Genomic DNA, 20,467 nt, shown 5'->3' on the forward strand with positions numbered 1-20,467 from the left:
GCGATTTCAATCTTAAAAGGGCGGCTCATGGCTATTTTAATTTATCGAGTTTCTTTTCTCCATTATATGCAGCTTCATATAAAATTGGTATAAGTCCTAAATCTATCTGTAATTATGAATTATGAATTAGGTTGAACTGGGGATTAATTTAGGAAAACTCTTCCCCAATCCCCAGATTATTGGTCTCTAAACAGGTCTCCAGCTATCAATCTCACCTGATGCCAAGTCTACGTAATATAGCTTGCCATCATCTCCAGCTCTAACATCCACAGGCACCCCTAAATTAGAAGCAAACTGTGTAGTTGCGATAACTTTGTTCTGACTGTTCAATGTTAAAGCATCGATAGTTCCTTTACTGGGATTGAAGATAAACAAAGCATTGTTAAAACCACCGCCCGTGTAAAAATCACCTACACCGATCGAAGTAGAACCGCTTGAATGATCATAGGCGTAAATTGGTGGTGTAACGACTGTACCACTGTTGTAGAAGGCATTGGCTGCATCTAGTTGAGCATAAGCCGGTTGTTTGAGGCTGACGAGATTGCCATTTGCATCATATCCACCCTCATAGAATGGCCAGCCAAAGTTTTTGCCTGGTCCACCAGTAACCACCTCTTCCCAAGAATACCAGCCCACATTACCGATAAAAGGAATATTGGTTTGTTGATTTACGGCGATACGAAAGGCGTTACGCACACCTAAGTCATAGACTTTAGAACGATTACTATTGGGGTCACCGTTGTAGTAAGGATTAGTTGATAAACCTTGACCAGTAATGGCGTCAATGTGCAGGATCTTACCAGAGAGATTATCGAGATCCTGGACACGAAGTGCTCGGATGTCTGCTCGGTTGTAGGAAGTAGCATCACCAAGGCTTACAAACAAAGTACCATCGTTACCAAAGCGCACGCTACCAACGGAGTGAGTTGAACTATCGGTGGCGATAAAATCCTGGACGTTTGTGATGTTGTTGTTTTTGATCGCGTTGAGATAATCCTGGACATTGGCAAACAGCTGGCCGGTGGTTTTATTTACAATGCCTGATGGTCCATAGTTCTTTGTTTCGTCAGTCATATCAACCACTGTGCTGTTAAAATCTGGATGGCTGATGTTGTTCCAAGTGTCATTTTTGCCTAGTAGTATCACTTCACTGCCAGCGATCGCAGTTTTGTAACCAGTGTTGGGGTCGGCTGTCACCCGAATTAGCCGTCCAGCACGATTACCTCCCTGATCGGGATTGTCCAACAGGCTATTGGGATTGTTCTTGGGATTGTTTGGATTGGTTTCTGCTGGATCGTAGGTAAACAACAGGTAAACGTAGTTGTTGCCGTTTGGACTCTTGCCAAAATCTGGATGTACGGCCATGCCTAACAAACCGCGATCGCTCACATCATTTACTTGTGAAGAAATATCGATAAATGGCTGTGCTTGTAAGGCGTTGGTGACAGTGTCAAACACCTTCACTACCCCATCTTTTTGGGCAATGAACATCAGTTTATTGTCAGCTGACCAATCAAACTCTGTGGGTTGATTTAACCCAGAAACCACAGTGTTTTTACTAAAATTCGAGTCATTATCGATGATAGTGATAGTTGCTGCCGGGTTACTAGGCAGTAGCACCCCAACTGCGTTACTAAACTTCAAAGTAAATGCTTCATCCGGTTCCTGAATGGTGTCATCCTTAATAGAAATAGAAATTGTCTTGCTGGTTTCTCCTTGTGCAAAGTTCAAGATTCCAGATACAGCCTGGTAGTCAGAGCCAGCTTTAGCAGTTCCATCCACGGTTGTATAATTTATACTAGCAGTTCCCAAACCTTTACCCCGTGTAACTGTCACCGTGGCATTACCGGCATTTTCATTAACTTGTGGCTGAGTGAAATTCAGACTTTGACTATCATTATCTTGAATCGTAATTCCAAGAGTTCTTTGGACTCCTAGTGTTGCTCCTTGTGGCTGATCAATGAGGAAACTAAAGATTTCATCTCCTTCTATTACGCTATCGTCAATGATTGGAATTTTCACCTGTTTGCTAGTTTCTCCTGGTGCAAAGGTGAGTGTCCCCTGGATTTCCTCTCCACCATTATTGCCGTAGTCATCCCCTACTTTTGCAGTACCACTTTGAGTGGCATACAGAATTGAAGATGTACCGCTTAGATCACCACTTCGCAGCACATTCAAGGTAATACTACCATCGCCTTCGTTCACAGTCGTGGGACCTTGTCCCAAGGTAATAGTGGTTGGAAGGACTGGTGAATATAGTTGGGACTGAGGAATGATTTCCTTTACCTGAGAGGAGCTTGACCAAGAGAGTTGAGAAACGGCAGAGTAGGCATTATCGTAGTACTCGAGTTTAATATCGTACTTCTGACCTGCAACCAGTGCGATTGAGCCACTGTATTCTGTAGCAGATTGATCGACAAACTTATTGATGATTTGTTGACCATTCACCGACAGTCGCACACCATCATCACTAGTGGTGTAGAAGTTGTAAGTCTCGCTGTACTTGGCTTGTACTTGACCTGTCCAACGCACTGAAAAGGTATCTGCACCAATGGACGGATCTGGAGAACCACTACCCCAGTTAAAGTTCACCGTCGGATCTATGCGACTTACCTTCAGGTTGGTGAAGTCGATGTTGTCGTAGTAATCTGCTTTGAGTCCTGTACCACTACCACTACCACTACCACTACCACTACCATTACCACTACCACTACCACCCCCAAATCCAATAGGAGTCACATTACTATAGAGTTGGGACTTAGGAATGATTTCCTTTACCTGAGAGGAGCTTGACCAAGAGAGTTGAGAAACGGCAGAGTAGGCATTCTCGTAGTACTCCAGTTTAATATCGTACTTCTGACCTGCAACCAGTGCAATTGAGCCACTGTCTTCTGTGGCTGAGTGATCGAGAAAGTCATTAATGATTTGTTGACCATTCACCCATAGTCGTACACCATCATCACTAGTTGTGTAGAAGTTGTAAGTCTCGCTGTACTTGGCTTCTACTTGACCTGTCCAACGCGCTGAGAAGGTATCTGCACCGATCGACGGATCTGGAGAACCACTACCCCAGTTAAAGTTCACCGTCGGATCTATGCGACTTACCTTTAGGTTGGTGAAGTCGATGTTGTCGTAGTAATCTGCTTTGAGTCCATCTCCCTGAGAGAGCACACTGGCACTAGACCGAGCAGAAAGATTGCTGAGTTGTGGCTGATTATCTAGACCAGATGATAGAACAGGAGTTGTTGGATTTACTGTTAACTGTTGATTCGTCGGTGCATTCATTGAGATATATGCCTCACAATAGAGCTAAAACTAATGCCATAATCAATGCTTTAGGATTAGTTTTCTGTTTAATGTTTTCAACAAAAATACGTAATAATGCCAGGTTTAAACATATTGATCAGCTAATCTTTGTTAGCCTATCAATATATTTATTTATTAATGCTCATCCTCTTTCACTAAACTGTTGATACAAATTATTTCTTTTATGTATGCTCCTTCAATCATCAGCTTTACGACTGTGCTACCTATTTGTATCAATCTAAAAATAAAAGAGCATGACGTGATATATCTTTCTATATCTTCTCTGAAAGCAGATGTATAGAAAAATGTGTATGAAAAGAAATACTAGAGATTACTTGAAAGGCGTGTTAGTCCTTATTAATCTTTGTTTTCTTTCAACAAACTTCTAAGTTTTTGATGCATGTAAATTCAGTTTTGTGAATTTAATCAAAAATTATAAATTACCATCATTGAGAGCTTCTAATCTCACTGATATGCAGGTGCATTAAATTTGAGTGAAGCAACGCCCAATCAGGGCTGATACATATTTAAGTATTAAGTTTTAATCATACATATTTTATTTAAGTATTGTTCTGGGATTAATCAACTACACATTTGACACTAGATCACAGTGTTATGTCTATCTTGTTTATAGAATTTTGTTTAAATATTCACATTCATCTATACCTTTTTAAAGGAATATAAAAGTTTTGATGATCTTTAAATAAAAATTATCAACATAAAGGATGATCCCATGTTTTTTCTTTATGTATATATTAATTATATAAAAGTTACATAAAGAATTTCTTTATATTTAAAGATTTGAAAAAGTACTATAGCAATCCTAAATCATTTGTGAGAACGAAAATCTCTGAAAAGCCTATAAATACGTACTTTTAATCTGCGTATTTTCTTACGTTTCAATTCAGATTGCTATATTTATCTATGCTGCATTTTGACTATCAGTTCATATCTTTAGTTATCAGAACCAGCAGAGATATAGTACTAATAAGCAAGTCAGTGGAGCGAAAAGTTTTGCAAAAGCCTCACCAGTCACGCATTTCAGCTAGGAAACACAATCTGCTGGAGTTAGGAGATTATCGTATTTTTCGAGTAACTCTGTTGTAGGTGGACTATCCAGCGAATCGCTACGCGACAGCTTGTGTTCCTTGGGCTGCACCAACAAGACGCCCAAGGGACGCTGAACGCAAGGAATTATTAGCCTCAGAAACCCTTACTATTTCATTAATTTACTCAAAGTCGGAAAAGTTACAAGTTTGACGTTGCACATTCCCACTTTCCCTTGGACTAGGGGCAGCAACCTTGTTTAAATTGGCTGAGGAGAGTGGACTTTGCCTGAGACAAACAATTTAAACTCTACCATTGAGAATGTCTCATATCATGTACAGTCAAAGACTTATCATTTAGACCGCAGGGGAGCAGGGGGCAGGGGGAAAGAGGCTTTTCCGATTTTTGCACAAATGCGGTAATCATAAGTGATTAACCGGACTTGATATCACGCAGGGAATTGCGAGATTTAGTACAGACTCAGCTGCAAATTCTCCTAGAAGCAGGAGACTTGCAGGGAGCAAAAGCTATTTTCTCATCTGTGCAGCCTGCGGATATTGCCGAGGCGATTGAGGGTTTGCCAAAAGCAATGTACACTTTGGGTTTTCGCTTGCTTTCCAAGGATGAGGCTATAGAGGTTTATGAATAAGTCAGGACTTACGCAAAAATCGCCAAAAGGCTTAATTTATCGTAGACACGTAGTGGCTTGCCGCAGGCTACCGCCAAGTCGCCAAGAGCGCCGAGAATTCGTAGAGTGTGCGTAAGTCCTATAAGTGGCGCTAATATTTCAAGCTATGTTAAGAAATTTAAATGTAGGGTGGGTTGTCGTGCTCTAGACCAGCACCGTCAATGTGTAATTAATTTTGTCTGACTACTTACTGGTGGTAATGTGGATGCCCAATCTTCTACAGTGGTGATTCGCGGCATAAACACCGATGAAATCTGATCGCTTGGAGCATTTCAGGTAATCGACCGCGAGGCGATGTCTGACGACCAGCCGAAGAAGCGTCTATGCTGGGGCATTATTGGGAGGAATGTTAGGTACGATCGCTACTTCTAATGGCTTATTTCCTGCAAGGACAATTAGAAATAGCGATCACTATAGGCACTAGTACGCTACAGTGTAATAGAGCAACCATTTAAAATCGCTAAAAAGCCCATTCCATAATACTTTTGAATGAGTGAATGAGTGACTTCCGCGCAGCAGTACTAGTCTAGTAGCTATTTCTATTTTAGCTTCTATCTCCGGTTCAGCACTGCCGTTTCTATTTCGCTACCTTCGTTTAGATCCGGCATTAATGTCAGCGCCATTAATTACCACAGCAGTTGATGTAGTAAACGTTTTAATTCACTTTAATTTGGCGCGGGTAATTTTAAAGTTATAAGTTAAAGATTTCTTTAATTCAAAACTCCTCACTCCTCACTCCTCACTTCTACAATTCTGATTCCGTATCTGGAGCAACAATTTCGCCAGTACCCAATTGCAGTATCAAGTCTTGTTCAGTAATCAATCCACTGAGTTCTTTTACTTGCAAATTCATTTCTTCACAAGCTTGTCTGAGTTCTCGTGCAAATTTGTTGAGGTCTTGACCATAGCCACATTGATAGGCAGCAGTTTCAATTCCTTCCTTGGCATTTGCTCTAGCACAATCTACTAGTTCCGTGCCATGCAGTGGTGTAGGAGATGCCATAGACGTAGTTATTTTTTATGAAATGTTTCCTGTTGGATAGATTATCAATATTTTGCCATAAATTCATCCCTCCAATGGAAGACAATTAGGGTAGAGTTAGAAGTTTAGAGTTAGGAGTTAAAAGTTAAAAGTTAAGAGTTATAAATTAAAAATATATCGTTTCTAATTCCTAATTCATAACTCCTAACTATTTTACTTAGCCATTGACAACATCTCCACCATTGACATGTAACACTTGTCCAGACATATAAGAACTATCATCAGAGGCTAAAAATACGTAGCTAGGGGCAACTTCTTCTGGTTGTCCGGCTCGTTGCATTGGTACTTGTTTACCAAAAGTTTCAACTTTCTCTTCGGGAAAAGTTAAGGTAATTAAAGGTGTCCAAATTGGCCCTGGGGCGACAGCATTAACACGAATTCCTTTTGACATCAAATTTTGTGATAAAGAGCGAGTAAAGGCAATGATCGTACCTTTGGTGGAGGAATAATCTAGTAGATGTGAGCTACCTTTATAAGCTGTTACCGATGTGGTATTGATGATAGAACTGCCTGTTTGTAAATGCTTGAGTGCACCTTTAGTCATGAAAAACATTGAGAATATATTAGTGCGGAAAGTGCACTCTAGTTGTTCTTTGGTGATTTCCTCGATACTTTCTTTAGGATGTTGTTCGGCGGCATTGTTGATGAGAATATCAAGTTTGCCAAACTCACCAACTGTTTGTTGTATAGCTTGCTGACAAAAAGTTTCATCGCCAATATCGCCTGCAATAGTTACTGCACGACACCCTTGTTTTTCTACTAAATGTTTTGTTTCTTTGGCATCGTCGTGTTCATTGAGGTAAAGGATCGCCACATCTGCACCTTCTTTAGCAAATGCGATCGCTACAGCACGACCAATACCACTATCTGCACCCGTAATCAATACTACTTTATCTTGTAACTTGCCACTACCCCGATACTGGGCATCATCTGCTTTGGGTTTTGGCGTCATTTCTGATTCAACACCTGGTGCTTCTTGTTGCTGTGGCGGTTGTAATTTTTTTTCTTTTGATTTAGCCATAGGTTTTGTCTTGGTAATTGAATATTGAATTCGGCATTAGGCATTGTTAAATAAGCACTCTCTGCCTCTTCCTGATTCCAAAAGTAAACCTTGGGTTGAATTTTCGATCCAAGGTTTATTTTTTGCTTTTGCTCTCACTAGCCATTTGGAATTTTAGACGCTTACACCCTGGATGCTTGCCAAGCGTACTTCTTGTTGGTAACTATATGCAGCTGACATTAATTATCTTCACACTTGACACACACTATTCACCTGACCACCAAAAGTAATCATACATCTCTCATGTGATGAAGAATTTATCCTTTTCATCTGCTTTCAAGTTAACTATTATATTGCTGTAGTTTATCGCTCCCTAGAGGTAAAGTAAGCTGAAATTTGCTCAAACTTAAGACGGAATAGAAATTAAATAAATAAGATGTTACTAAATTAGTTTATTATCATCTCTTGTGGCTCAAGAATCGTGCCATTTTGATAAATTAAAATATAGGTTTCTACTTTCGCCCTTTGGAGTTGCAAAAATACCAACTATCATACCATCTACTATCGTTAATATTAATTTAGGTGGATATTTGCATACCTGCCTTCTTGCAGACTCAATTTTTTGCAAAAGTATCTGAATCCTTACGTCGCGGCTACACTCCAGACGAATCGTCCAAAAGTGTGCGTGGTGCGCTACATTGAGATCATTAAAGGGCAGGGGTTATGGCAACATCAAATATTTCTGAGTTAGAGCAGGTTGAAAAGTTTCGCCACTTACAATTAACCTTGCGCGATCGCTGGAAAACGATCGAGCTATTTGACAATAGTGAAGCGGATATTTTAATTATTCCCTCCCTGAGTATCGACCAGCGCGAACTCCAAAAGATCGAAGGCTGCGAACATTATGAAGAAAGATTACTATTTTCCTTAATTCGGTTGCAAAATCCCCGGACTCGGCTGGTTTATGTAACATCAGTACCGCTGCATCCTAGTATCATTGATTATTATTTGCAACTGTTGCCAGGAATTCCCTTTTCTCATGCTCGGAATCGCTTGTTGCTACTCTGTGCTTACGATTCCTCCCTTAAGCCTCTGAGCCAAAAGATTTTAGAACGCCCCCGCCTGCTAGAGCGGATTCAGCAAGCTTTGAGGCTAGACAAATCATTTATGATTTGCTACAACTCTTCGCAGTGGGAAGGCGAATTGTCTGTAAAATTGGATGTACCACTGTATGCTCCTGCACCAGATTTACAGATTTGGGGGACAAAAAGTGGCAGTCGGCAAATCTTTGCTGAAAGTGGAGTACCGTATCCAGATGGCAGCGAAAAAGTTTGGAACCACACAGATTTGGCAGAAGCTACTAGTGATTTGTGGGAACGCCAACCGACATTAAAACGGGTAGTGGTAAAACTCAACGAAGGCATTTCTGGAGAGGGGAATGCATTGCTAGATTTTAGACCAATTGAGAATGTAGCACCCGATAAAGGGACTCATGCCCAAAGGGTAGCAGCAATTAGCGATCGCTTCTCAACAATGCGCTTTCAAGCAAAACAAGAGACTTGGGACAATTTTTCCGGAAGACTTCCTGAATTAGGGGGAATCGTCGAAGCATTTGTGGAAGGGGAAATTAAGCGATCGCCCAGTGTCCAAGGAAGGATCACACCCAATGGCGAAGTGGAAATCCTTTCAACCCACGACCAAATTCTTGGAGGCCCAGATGGTCAGATTTATCTTGGTTGTCGCTTTCCCGCTGATGAAAGCTATCGGTTGCAATTACAGCAATTGGGACTACAAGTTGGCAAAAAGCTAGCAGAAAAAGGCACTTTAGAGCGATTTGGATTAGATTTTATCGCCGTTGACAGGGGTAATAAAGAGTGGGATATTCAGGCGATCGAAATTAACCTGCGTAAAGGCGGCACAACTCATCCATTCATGACCCTGAAATTATTAACGAACGGTCGCTATGACCTTTCCACGGGTTTATTTTATAGTCAGCAAGGTCGGCCAAAATACTACATTGCCACTGATAATCTCCAAAAAGAGCGCTATCAGGGATTATTACCCAATGATTTGATGGATATCATCGCTGAACACAGATTGCACTTTGACAGCGGTAGTGAGACAGGCACAGTGTTTCATCTTATGGGTTGCCTTTCGCAGTTTGGCAAGTTGGGATTAACCAGCATCGGTGATTCCCCGCAACAAGCACAAGATATTTATAACAAAGTTGTCAAAGTTCTGGATGAAGAAACCCGCAGCAAAAATCAGGATTTCTCCGACTTATCAGATTATTCCTTTCCTGTGGTTTGGGATGAATATAGTTAAGGAATGTCGTTTGTAACACATAAATCGGCTGTAGAGGCGTACAGATGTACATTGGTGTCAACTTAAGCGCAAACCCTTTGTAAACCTAGTTTCCAGCCTCTGGTTTGAAATGCTCCTGATTAGGCATTAAGAGTCGGAGACTTCTTCTGGAGACAATCTTTAAAAGCTTGTTTTAGACAGGCTTTTGCCTTAAGTTGACACCTATAACAGATATACGCCCCTATCTATCTAATTTTTTACCGGATGTGGAAAAGAAGAATGAAATCAAGGGTGAATGTTTCGTGACCACATCTTGTTGAATTACTATCCTAGCTTCAGGAAAGAGGTATCTGGCTGATTTTCAACGTGTAGGCTGGTGATTTTTTCACCGCAGACATATCCGGTAGCGTGACAAATAAATTCTGTCCGCACTGTTGCCACTGAAGTTTACCTTTTACCCTTAGCATTGTAATCTTTGCATTTTTCGGCAGAATTAGCCCTGGGATTGTCAGCGTCTGACTCTTGGGAGTATTAAGCAAGACAGCATACAAATTACCTTTGTTTGTGGTGTAGCGGACTCGGATGCCTTGAGTGGATACATCTTCTGAACGTATCCAATAGCGCGAGCCAAAGATGGCTTCACCATTTACATCTAGCCACTTACCTAAGCCGAGTAACCGTTCAGTTTGCAGTTTGGAGATTGAACCATCGGCATTTGGGCCAATGTTGAGCAGTAAGTTGCCGTTTTTACTAACAATGTCAACGAATGAGTCAACCAGTTCATCTACTGAAATCATATTCAAGTCGGTATCATTCTGATTGTAACCAAACGAGTAACCTAAACCCCTTGTGCTTTCCCATTTCTTTGGTTCGATTTTTTTGAGTTGACTGTATTCAGGTGTGGAGAAGTCGAAGTGTAAACCGAATTGCCCACCTAAATCAAAGCGGTCATTAACGACACCGTTAGGTACGTGATTGTAAAAGTAAGCCATAATCCCGTTCGCCTGACCAACAGGGTAGCCAAGGTCATTCCATAAGATAGATGGCTAATAGCGGTCAATGAGTTCGCGCCAGTGAGCGTTAGCATATTCAGCGTAAGCTTTTTTTTGGATAATGGCTGCGATCAAGGTGTTAAAGTCTGTCACCGTTGTATCTTGTTTAGACCAATCAATACCGCCAGAGTAGTACAGACCCATACGCATACCTTGTTTACGAACAGCTTGTGTCAGTTCGCCCACAATATCCCGCGCCGCCACTCGTCCTGACTGGTTTGTGGTTTTGCTAGGCCATAACAGGAAGCCATCATGATGTTTGGTCGTCAGCACAACGTACCGCGCACCTACTTGAGAAAACAGTTTTGCCCATTGGGATGGATTCCACCTTGTGATGGCTGCGTTAAAGGTGGGGATGAAGTCGTCATAGGTGAAATTTTTACCGTAGGTCGCACGGTGATACTTATAGGTGTCACTGCCCTCAAGTTTCATGGAGTTGTAGTACCATTCAGCATAAGCGTTGTGCTGGAACCAATATTCCCAACCGCGTTCTGCAACTACCTTGTTTTGTTCACCAGTCAGTGGTGCCCAACCAGGTACAGAGTACACACCCTAGTGAATGAAAATGCCAAGTTTAGCATCTTTGAACCACTCTGGAACTTCATGCTTTGATAGCGACTCATTTGTTGGTTTATATATCTGTTGTGCAAAGGCAGTAGAGGCTGTCAGATTCAAAAAGCTACTTAGGAATCCTGTAATAAGTAGTATAAATAGTAAAGGTCTAAACATCAGAATGCTCCTAACTGAGGGATATATAATTTTACAACTGTATCTAGTCAGCAGCAATTAAGTGCTTATAAATATCACCATAGAGAATGTATTGCAAATCACATTTAGAACTGTCAGTTCGCTCATTTTGAGATGACAAGAGGAATTAATGTTTTGAGGGAAAAGGAATAGGGCGACTATAGCAACTCAATCGCACTACTAGCAATTTTGATGTTTCTCTTGATGCAACACTCACGAAGTGCGGTATTTAAGTTAGCACAAGTTGAAGCGTTTCTTGCAAATCTAACTGTAACTGTGAATGAGCATTGCCGCTATTAATGGCAATTTCTACCCAGCCGTGACTGCCAACTAAAGCTATTATCTCTCCTACGTTGACATCACTGTAAGTTTCACAGCCTGGTATTCTCAACCCAGCAGCTTGCACACACCAAGTTTTGCCTTGTACGTAACTCGCTGCAATGTTACTCACTAAGTTGCCAAAGTGGTCAATATATTGAATGCAACCCACTACACCAGTGGTTGTCTGCTTGCACTCGCCTATATCTAGTTTTACCAAACTTGCTGGATCAATTTCTTGTCCTAGCTGTTTGAGGGAGACACCACTAGCAAGACTAGCTGCCACTGGTGCAAAGATATCTCTACCGTGAAAAGTCTTGCTTGGTTGAGAAGTTCGCCAATAGTTAAGATTTGTGAGTTCGACGGCTGCGATCGCTGGACTTTGACTAAGTACCCCGCTGAATATACCATTATCTGGGCCTACCAGAAACCCTTGAGCAAATTCGACTGCGATCGCTCGTCGCTTGCTTCCCACACCCGGATCTACTACTGCCACATGCACTGTTCCAACTGGGAAATAGGCATAAGCATTTATCAGGCTAAACCTGGCTGCGGCGATGTCTTGCGGCGGAATTTGGTGCGTTAAGTCTACCACTGTCAGTCTGGGGTTGACTTGGGCGATGACTCCCTTGATTATGCCTACATAAACATCGCGATCGCTAAAATCGCTCAGTAAAGTTAGGAGTGGTTGTTGACCTATCTGGTTATTGTACATATTTTGGTCAAATTATATAAAAATATTTTTCTGTAACAACAGCTACAAAATATGTGTTATGTTAAGAATACAAGACATAAAGTAAAAAATTAAACAGCGTAATCACTATGAATCAAAGTAGACTACAAATAACCAGGAAAGCACAAGAAGCTCACAGAGAGAATATTCAAAGAAGCCTAGAGCATCGCTTGCAAGTAGCCAGAGCAAAGGGTGACGAACAACTGATTCGTCAACTGGAAGCTGAGATGAGGTATTCCAGCTAAATTAAGTTTTCATTGTTCATAGTTTGTTGTGTAACCCGCTACGGCGGGTTTTTTTTGTTTTTAGGGGGTTTCTCTGGTAATTGCGCTACTTACAGCGTTTTGCAATGAATTAAATTACACTAAATAACTTAGTTACGAACAAGGGTAAGTCTTGATCGCCCAGCAAAGACAATCAATAATAAAGCCTTATTATACCAATTTTTTGTGATTTTGATTATTATTTAATTTTGTAATTCCTCCAAAAACAATTAACCAAACTACTACTACAACCCAGTGGATTAAAACTATTACCCACAAAGATCCTGTTAAGGTATATGCAACAGTACATATAATTCCCAACCATAAAGTTAAAGTAAGAAAAACCCGATTAAAGAATGTGGGAATTCCAGCTTTAAAAAATATTTTAGCATTCAATGGATGATACAAAACAAACAATACTAAACCTCCTATTGCCCATAAACTCCATTGTAACCAATTGGTGATTTCGCTAGGATGAGGAAGCAAAAGAACGCGAAAAAAGAGTTCTTCATTAATCGCAGGTGTAAATAAGCAACGCAGTATTAATAAGCATGTATAAATCCAATTTTCAGACCAAAAGCGGATCTGTAAAAATCCAAATTTCCAGCCATAAGGTAAGGCAATAATACTATAAATTATTAGCAGTAAAACAACAACTAACCAATCTTGTCGTGTAGGAATTGCTAACGAAGCTAGAATCCGATTTAAAATAATTGAAAGCGGTGAAATATTAGTAAAGGGAATATTAAGTTGTCCTAAAAAGATTGTCGGTGCAATGGGTATAATATTAGCTTGCCAACCACCTACTTGATTGGTTCGCAATACTTGCATAATCGCACCATGTTTGAAAAATATTGTGGCGAGGTCATCGTGTACTTGTCTTGGCATGATTGTTCGCCATGTTGTCAAACCAGCCCAAATACTACGATCTTGAAATGGTTCCGTTGTTTTTCCTATTCCTGTACCTGCAAGTATACCTGCTTGACTCTGCCAATCAGCACGAATTATCCCCAAGGGTGCTAATTGTTGTTCTAAAGATTGACCTAATTCAACTAGCTGTTGAAAACGTAATGCTTGCGGATGATTAAGGTTTTTGCGTACCCAAGTTTGAATTTGAGGAGTTGTAATAACTTGGTTTTTAATTGTCATTATCGCAGCATAAAGTGCTTGGTTTGAGTCTTGGACGCATGAGGTACCAGGTGATACCATTGCGCCACCAGTACCATCGCCAACGCGATAACGTGCCATTGTTACCTGTAATTGTTGGTGGAATTGCTCTAATGGCGAAAGTTTAATACCATCAAAATCATAATCCTGCGTTACAGGGTCGAATTTGATCAGAATATCTGATACTGGACGTGTTGCCAGCCAGCCACGTTGCAAATTCCCCATATAATCAGCCCATGTGTGCGTTCCGGCAATAATTCCATCAGGGTTATGGGCATAAATTTGGTGGTATTTAGTCTCAAAGCGTAATTCGTTAGTAAACTCGTCACGGACAACTTCTGCGATTCCAAAAGCAAAATGTCCAGTGATAGTATAAGGTACTCCGATTGCTTCAGCTTTACGTCCGCCAATTCCACCAAATAGGTGTAGGACAATCGCTTTATCGCCTTGTTGCCATTTTGATATAGATGTTTCTACAGGTTTTAATAAGGCAGTATTGAATTTACCTTTATTTTTATTGGTATTTTGCCAATTTACCTTTTTAATATAATTTAGCCCTAATTCCTCACCAGTAATGATTTGACGGGGTTGAATTTGAAACAGAGAACGAGGTGCAAGGGCGCTTACTGTAAATACGGCATTTGCATCTTTAGCACCATAAATATACCACCCATCTTCACCCGCAGGTGATTTTTCGATTTGCTGCGAACTTGAAGGAGCAAAGTTTCGCGTATCTATTATTTCTTGGGGAATACGAACAGTTTCTTGAATTCCATCAAATTTATTTGAGTTAGGGTTATAGTGCTGTACATAAAAATAATCGCTATCCTGCCTATTTTTTATATATAAAAGACTTTTATTGCTAGATGGAATTGGCTTGATTATTTTTACTAACCCATAAAATATACCAGTTGCCAAAACAGGTTGGCGTTCAATTTGCAAAATAGATTTTTCTCTATTTCTATTAATGATTGTATTTGCATCTAAAACAACAATTACATCATCATTAGGATTTGCACCAGCCAAAGAACGTAAAATACCTACCTGACGAACGTGATTTAGTCGAAAAGGATGAATATTTCCTTTTTTTTGACTTTTAATCACTTCTGAATTGAAATTTATATCTCGCGTTACAGCTTTAACTTTAGCAAGCAATTCTTCATTCTTTTTCCACTCTAGACGTACAATCTTTCCTACCAAATTTTGTGCTGTAGGTGGTGCATATTGCACTTCCATCCATACCCAATCTAAACCATCTTGTAATTGCTGTTTCGTTGGTAAGATTAACCTTCCTACCCAGTTAGCAATAGGTTTGTAAAGTTTTGCAGATGGAATTTGTGCAACTGGATAAAAAGCAGATTGATTAAAATTTTGTCGAGTATGTATCGCGTAATTGCTTTCTTGTTGTACTAGCTGGGATTCTCTTGGGGAGAGTTGCCGCCCTACAATTACTACTATGAATACTAGCAGTGAAAATATCAGAAACACTAGCCTTGCTTTTCGACTCAATCCACACCAAATCATATATTATCAGCAACTAATATCATGTCCACTTAATTATTTATTAAATCCCAATAACCCCATCCCACCAAAGCTATACTTTGTCTTCTCTCCCCAAAAATCAGGAGAATAGATTAAGTATAACAACTGGCGTGGGGTACAATGACTGTGATAATTATAACTAATTATGCGGACATGACATAATAGTCCAATTTTATGTCATCCACTACTTCCATTGAGTATCCTCATCACTTCAATAGACCTCTTGCAAAAATCCTTGAATCACCCCTCCCCAACCCTCCCCGATGTATTGGGGAGGGTGCAAGATTTCAAGTTTCCCCCCAATATATCAGGGGGATTAAGGGGGGTCTATTCGACTTATGCAAGAGGTCTAATAAATAATTCGTAATATTTCGACTGCCCTCAATACAAGTTCGTAATTCGTAATTAAAAAATTGGTCAGAGTCTCCGATCTCTACAGGTTGCCCCGTTATGGTTGGGATCTAAATCCCCATCTATAAAGTAATTACGAATTGCTAACTTAGTTTTTTTAAAGAGAATAAATGCATGATTGTAAGTAATTGGTGGGCATTGCCCACCCTACTTAGACAATTCTTTAGTTCATTAAGACTTTGGTTTATAAGTTGAAGCAACGTGCAATTCTTTCAACTGTTTAGCATCTACACTCGAAGGTGCATCTGTTAACAAACAACGCGCTTGTTGTGTCTTCGGAAAAGCAATTACATCCCGAATAGATTCTTCTCCAGCTAGCAACATTACCAAACGATCTAAACCGTAGGCGATGCCACCATGCGGCGGTGTACCATATTCAAATGCTTCTAAGAGAAAGCCAAATTTACTTTGTGCTTCTTCAACAGATAAACCGATCGCTTCAAATACTTGCTGTTGAATTTCTCGCTGATAAATCCGCAGACTTCCGCCGCCAACTTCCACGCCGTTGAGTACCAAGTCGTAAGCTTGGGCGCGTGCAGTTTTTAAGTCGCTCAAATCATCAGGATGAGGTGCTGTAAACGGGTGGTGTAGTGCTTCTAGGCGCTTTTCGTCAGCATTCCACTCGAACATCGGGAAATCTGTAATCCACAGCAAGTTGATTTTTTCTGGATCAATTAACTCAAATTCTTTAGCGATCGCTTGCCGTAATCTATCTAATGTTTTATTAACTGTAGCAGCATCACCAGCCCCAAACAACAGCAAATGTCCAGCTTTTGCATCTGTGCGGCGTAAAATTTCCTGTTTTTGTTCAATGCTGAGGTTGTCTTTTATCGCCCCAATGGTGTCAATTTCGCCATCATCCCTGACGCGGATGTAAGCTAAACCTTTCGCACCGGCTTCGCTGGCTTCTTTAAATAAGTCACCGCCTGGTTTAATCCGGACATTAGAAATTACATTGTTACCGTTGGGAATGGGGAGGATTTTGACGATACCACCATTGTTAACAGTGTCCCGAAAGACTTTGAAACTAGAGTTTTTCACAATATCTGAGACGTCAACTAATTCCAAACCATAGCGGGTATCTGGTTTATCACTACCGTAGTGTTCCATCCCTTGGGCATAAGTGAGACGGGGAAAAGGGCGCTGTAACTCAATTCCTTTAACTGTTTTGAAGATATGGCAAACTAACTTCTCGTTTAGTTCGATAATTTCTTCTTGGGACATGAAGCTCATTTCCATGTCCAACTGGGTGAATTCCGGTTGTCTATCGGCGCGTAAGTCTTCGTCACGAAAGCAACGGGCAATCTGATAATATCTGTCCAAACCGGATACCATCAGCAATTGTTTAAATAGCTGGGGTGATTGCGGCAAAGCATACCACTCACCAGGATTGACACGACTGGGTAGAACATAATCCCGCGCCCCTTCTGGGGTAGAACGGGTAAGTATTGGGGTTTCGACTTCGATAAAACCTTCCAAATCTTCCAGATAACGACGCATCGCTTTGACAATTTGATGACGCAGTTGCAAATTTTGCGCCATCCGTTCGCGTCGCAAATCCAAATAGCGATATTTCAGCCGCAAGTCTTCGCGCACTGTCTCGGTGTCAGCTACGGAAACTTGGAAAGGTAACTGTTTGCGAACAGCATTGAGGAGTTGAATTTTATCCGCGTAGATTTCTACCTCGCCTGTTGGGATGCGGGGATTCAGGGATTCTTCGGGACGGTGCGTTACCCTACCAGTGATTTCGACAACATATTCATTTCGCAGGGCGCTCGCCTGTTCGTATGAGTCTGGGGTGCGTTGCGGATCACTGACGATTTGGACAATTCCAGAGCGATCGCGTAAATCTAAAAATATCACACCACCGTGATCGCGGCGACGGTCTACCCATCCGTAAAAGGTAACTGTTTCTCCAATATGTTCTTTTCGGAGTTCGCCGCAATAATGAGTTCGCATAAGTGTTAATTATTGTTTCCTGGGCTAGATTGGCAAGAAAATGTCAAAGCCTTCCCATTATCTAGCATCAATAGTAATTGTAGTAGTTCCAGTGAAATAAAAAATCAAATAATCTCACATTCACACTATATATAGGAGAATCCATGACACCAGAAGGGTAAGTTTTACCTATTTTGAACAGAAACCCTCTGTACACTTATAAACTCTAATGCTTCGGCGTTTTCTTGTTTAACCTCTAAACAAAGTTAAATAGCTTCTTTAATCCGCTTTATCAGTTCGTCTAGAGATTTGGCTTGGGTGTGACATTCTAGCAAGATTAGGCACGGAGGCAACAAAATAACCTTCAGAGTCGCGTTCTATAATGACGTTAAATTCTCTGGTCATCTGGAGGTTGTTTGGTGGGGTAATCTAATTTTAGAGTAGTTGAGTAGCTGCGATCGCCAAAAGAAAGATTTATGCCAATCAAGGTTTGGCTGTTTTGATGGCTGATATGGATAGGAAGCAACAGTAAAGTGAAAAGCTATGACACAGACAGCAGCAATTACAGAAGCGATTACCAGCTTAACGGATGCCCAGACTCGATTCGGTTTAGCCCGAATTGAAGACGAGCAGTTTTTTCCAGAGTGGTCTGAGAAATTGCCTAAAATTACTGAAGCTGAAAAAACCTCCCTGGATGTACTCAGGCGCAGATATCTATATCACCGTGGCGAAGGTGATTTGTTAGAGGGGACAGTGATGTTGTTGGTGGTGTCTCCCTTACTAGCAGTAGCAGGATTTTACGATCCTCCTTTTAAAATTGCCGCAGAATCATCAGTAGAGTTGGTGCTAAATGATGGAGAAGAAGTACTGCGTGGGCGAATTGATGTTTTGGTGCTGCAAAATCAGTTGTGGGTCATAGTGTTAGAGTCGAAAAAAGCCACTCTTTCGGTTTGGTCAGCTTTGCCGCCAGCACTAGCTTATTTGATGGCTAACCCTCACCCTGATAAACCTGTGTTTGGGATACTGACTAACGGGATGATATTTTATTTATTAAATTGACGCAAACACCTACTCCTCGATACGATCTGTCGCGGGTGTTTGCTTTGTTTACCTCTGCTAGAGAGGTGTATGAAATATTGCAGATTCTCAAAGGTATTGGTCAAGCGATTGCTCCTGTATTATGACTGAATAATTAGTAAGCAGAACTTGAAACACCAAAATTAGTGAGTAATGTTGCAAAGTAGACCACTCCTGTTATGAGTTAGACCGCTCCCATAAGTTGTGGAACCACTCCCATAAGTTGTGGAATCGCTCCCGTAAGTTGTGGAACCGCTCCCGTAAGTTGTGGAATCGCTCCCGTAAGTTGGGGAACTGCTCCCGTAAGTTGTGGAACTGCTCCTATAAGTTGGGGAACCGCTCCCGTTACGAGGTAGACTGCTCCCGTAAGTTGTGGAACTGCTCCCATCATAAGGTAGACCGCTCCCATAAGTTAGGGAACCGCTCCCGTCACGAGGTAGACCGCTACAGTTGCAATATTTATAACTACAGCTTAAGTATGGTGACACCAACTTCAATATTGCTGATGATAATTTAAGCATTCAAAGGTGAGGGCGGACAGTTATGCTCTTAGAGGATGTTTGAAAAGCTATATTTGTTACCAAAAGTATCTAATACCCCCCCAACCCCCCCTTAGAAAGGGGGGGCAAATAGCCTCTTAAAGCCCTCCTTTACAAGGGGGTTGGCAGGGTGGTTTCATACAAGCAGAGAAAAAACTAAAACTGGGTTTCAAAGCCTCTCTCCGTTTCGGGGAGAGGTTTGGAGAGGGGTAAAAAGCCATGTCACAAAACGAGAATCAAGACTTATGTATTTTTCTTTCTTCGTATGAAACCACCCTGCCCTTTACAAGGGGGGTTGGGGGGTAATATCACAAGTTGATGTGTTAGACGATACTTTTCAAACATCCTCTTATACCGCGTATTGCATCCAAAATTTTTGTATTTTCCTTATTTTGCCAAAATCCGAAATATTGCACAGCAAACTTGTATAAAATCTCAGTGATATCAATTCTCTAAAATCCGTCACCAGATTCAAACCCCCAAACCCAGATTTAATATGACTTTCTGAATTACGAATTACGAATTAGTACGCCATTATGCCGCCAGACTACTCCGGTCAAAATCTTCGAGGTCGCTCTTTTAAAGGTCAAAACCTGACTGGGGCAAACTTTAGCAAGGCAGATATTAGAGGAGCAAACTTTACCAACGCGATTCTTAAAGATGCTGACTTCACAGGTGGTAAGGCTGGACTACAGCGACGTTGGGCTATTGGGTTGCTTATAGCCTCATGGCTGCTATCGGGAATATCAGGGTTTTTCTCAATGTTTGTTGGTGCATTGGTCTCATATATTTTTGATATCAAAAGCACTCAAAACGTCATCATCGGGATAGTTTCCCTAATTGTGATACTGGTTTTTTTAATTATTACCATTCGTAAGAGTCTAACAGCAGGTTTAGTAGCCTTCGCCTTCGCCGTAGCCTTCGCCTTCGCCTTCGTCGTAGCCGTAGCCAAAGCCGGAGCCTTCACCGGAGCCGTAGCCATAGCCGCAGCTTTCGCCGTAGCCTTCGCCGGAGCCTTCGCCGGAGCCTTCGCCTTTGCCTTTGCCAAAGCCTTTGCCTTCGCCTTCGCCTTCGCCGGAGCCTTCGGCAAAACTCGTAGCCTTCGCTAAAGCCGGTTCCCTCCCCTTTATAAGGGGAGGGTTAGGGTGGGTAAAACCTTGGTTAATCAGCCATTTAAGACTTGTGTGTACACCGTAGCCTAAGAGGAGAAAGGCTTTAAATCTTACTCCCCTTCCCTTGTGGTTGGGGGTTAGGTCTTGTATTGGACTCAACTGATAAATCGCACCCTTCGAC

Annotated in this window: 11 protein-coding genes and 4 pseudogenes; 6 read left to right on the plus strand and 9 right to left on the minus strand. The window is 41.3% G+C overall.

Annotation, left to right across the window (positions count from 1 at the left end; genetic code table 11):
- Positions 1 to 186 precede the first annotated feature (186 nt).
- Positions 187 to 3,285 carry a PA14 domain-containing protein gene (locus V7K48_RS24030; RefSeq protein ID WP_335076059.1) on the minus strand — a complete coding sequence of 1,033 codons (3,099 nt, stop codon included), beginning with the start codon at positions 3,283 to 3,285 and terminating at the stop codon, positions 187 to 189.
- 1,510 nt (positions 3,286 to 4,795) lie between these two features.
- Between V7K48_RS24030 and V7K48_RS24035 the strand changes: the two are divergent.
- Together V7K48_RS24035 and V7K48_RS35140 are read left to right on the plus strand one after the other, a co-directional pair.
- Positions 4,796 to 4,999 (plus strand): annotated as a pseudogene (locus V7K48_RS24035) (magnesium transporter); the annotation flags it as partial.
- 562 nt (positions 5,000 to 5,561) lie between these two features.
- Positions 5,562 to 5,738: pseudogene (locus V7K48_RS35140) on the plus strand (magnesium transporter); the annotation flags it as partial.
- Positions 5,739 to 5,786: 48 nt separating this feature from the next.
- Here V7K48_RS35140 and V7K48_RS24045 read toward each other — a convergent pair.
- Positions 5,787 to 6,044, minus strand: a complete 258-nt coding sequence (locus V7K48_RS24045) for a hypothetical protein (RefSeq protein ID WP_335076061.1) — start codon at positions 6,042 to 6,044, stop codon at positions 5,787 to 5,789.
- A 196-nt stretch (positions 6,045 to 6,240) separates the two neighbouring features.
- Complete coding sequence (locus V7K48_RS24050) at positions 6,241 to 7,104, minus strand: SDR family oxidoreductase (protein WP_335076063.1); 864 nt, start codon at positions 7,102 to 7,104, stop codon at positions 6,241 to 6,243.
- Positions 7,105 to 7,806: 702 nt separating this feature from the next.
- Between V7K48_RS24050 and V7K48_RS24055 the strand changes: the two genes are divergently transcribed.
- Positions 7,807 to 9,408: a peptide ligase PGM1-related protein gene (locus V7K48_RS24055; RefSeq protein WP_335076065.1), complete on the plus strand. Its 1,602-nt coding sequence runs from the start codon at positions 7,807 to 7,809 to the stop codon at positions 9,406 to 9,408.
- Positions 9,409 to 9,722: 314 nt separating this feature from the next.
- Here the strand turns inward: V7K48_RS24055 and V7K48_RS24060 are convergent, their stop codons facing one another.
- The 3 genes and pseudogenes from V7K48_RS24060 to V7K48_RS24070 all read right to left on the minus strand — a co-directional run bounded on the left by V7K48_RS24060 (position 9,723) and on the right by V7K48_RS24070 (position 12,219).
- On the minus strand, positions 9,723 to 10,022 hold the full coding sequence (locus V7K48_RS24060; RefSeq protein WP_335076088.1) for an alpha-L-fucosidase C-terminal domain-containing protein: 300 nt from the start codon (positions 10,020 to 10,022) through the stop codon (positions 9,723 to 9,725).
- 15 nt (positions 10,023 to 10,037) lie between these two features.
- Positions 10,038 to 11,168, minus strand: a pseudogene (locus V7K48_RS24065) (alpha-L-fucosidase); the annotation flags it as partial.
- Between the two features lie 247 nt (positions 11,169 to 11,415).
- Complete coding sequence (locus V7K48_RS24070; protein WP_335076067.1) at positions 11,416 to 12,219, minus strand: SAM hydrolase/SAM-dependent halogenase family protein; 804 nt, start codon at positions 12,217 to 12,219, stop codon at positions 11,416 to 11,418.
- A gap of 107 nt (positions 12,220 to 12,326) precedes the next feature.
- Here V7K48_RS24070 and pirA point away from each other — a divergent pair, with 107 nt between their 5' ends.
- The gene (gene pirA / locus V7K48_RS24075) at positions 12,327 to 12,482 is read left to right on the plus strand and encodes an arginine synthesis PII-interacting regulator PirA (RefSeq protein WP_335076069.1); all 156 of its coding nucleotides are present in this window, start codon (positions 12,327 to 12,329) and stop codon (positions 12,480 to 12,482) included.
- A gap of 189 nt (positions 12,483 to 12,671) precedes the next feature.
- On the opposite strand, the gene V7K48_RS24080 is transcribed toward pirA, so the two are convergent.
- Together V7K48_RS24080 and aspS are read right to left on the minus strand one after the other, a co-directional pair.
- On the minus strand, positions 12,672 to 15,191 hold the full coding sequence (locus tag V7K48_RS24080) for a CPBP family glutamic-type intramembrane protease (protein WP_442949466.1): 2,520 nt from the start codon (positions 15,189 to 15,191) through the stop codon (positions 12,672 to 12,674).
- Between the two features lie 600 nt (positions 15,192 to 15,791).
- Positions 15,792 to 17,579 (minus strand): aspartate--tRNA ligase, encoded by a 1,788-nt coding sequence (gene aspS, locus V7K48_RS24085; protein ID WP_335076073.1) that lies wholly within the window; start codon positions 17,577 to 17,579, stop codon positions 15,792 to 15,794.
- A 522-nt stretch (positions 17,580 to 18,101) separates the two neighbouring features.
- On the opposite strand from aspS, the pseudogene V7K48_RS24090 reads away from it, so the two are divergent.
- Positions 18,102 to 18,742, plus strand: a pseudogene (locus tag V7K48_RS24090) (type I restriction endonuclease subunit R).
- A 77-nt stretch (positions 18,743 to 18,819) separates the two neighbouring features.
- On the opposite strand, the gene V7K48_RS24095 reads toward V7K48_RS24090, so the two are convergent.
- Positions 18,820 to 19,026, minus strand: coding sequence for a hypothetical protein (locus V7K48_RS24095; RefSeq protein WP_335076075.1), 207 nt, complete (start codon positions 19,024 to 19,026; stop codon positions 18,820 to 18,822).
- A gap of 684 nt (positions 19,027 to 19,710) precedes the next feature.
- On the opposite strand from V7K48_RS24095, the gene V7K48_RS24100 reads away from it, so the two are divergent.
- Positions 19,711 to 20,283: a pentapeptide repeat-containing protein gene (locus tag V7K48_RS24100; protein WP_335076077.1), complete on the plus strand. Its 573-nt coding sequence runs from the start codon at positions 19,711 to 19,713 to the stop codon at positions 20,281 to 20,283.
- Positions 20,284 to 20,467 lie beyond the last annotated feature (184 nt).

The sequence above is a fragment of the Nostoc sp. genome, from assembly GCF_036919615.1.
In the GTDB taxonomy this organism is placed as follows: Bacteria; Cyanobacteriota; Cyanobacteriia; order Cyanobacteriales; family Nostocaceae; genus Nostoc.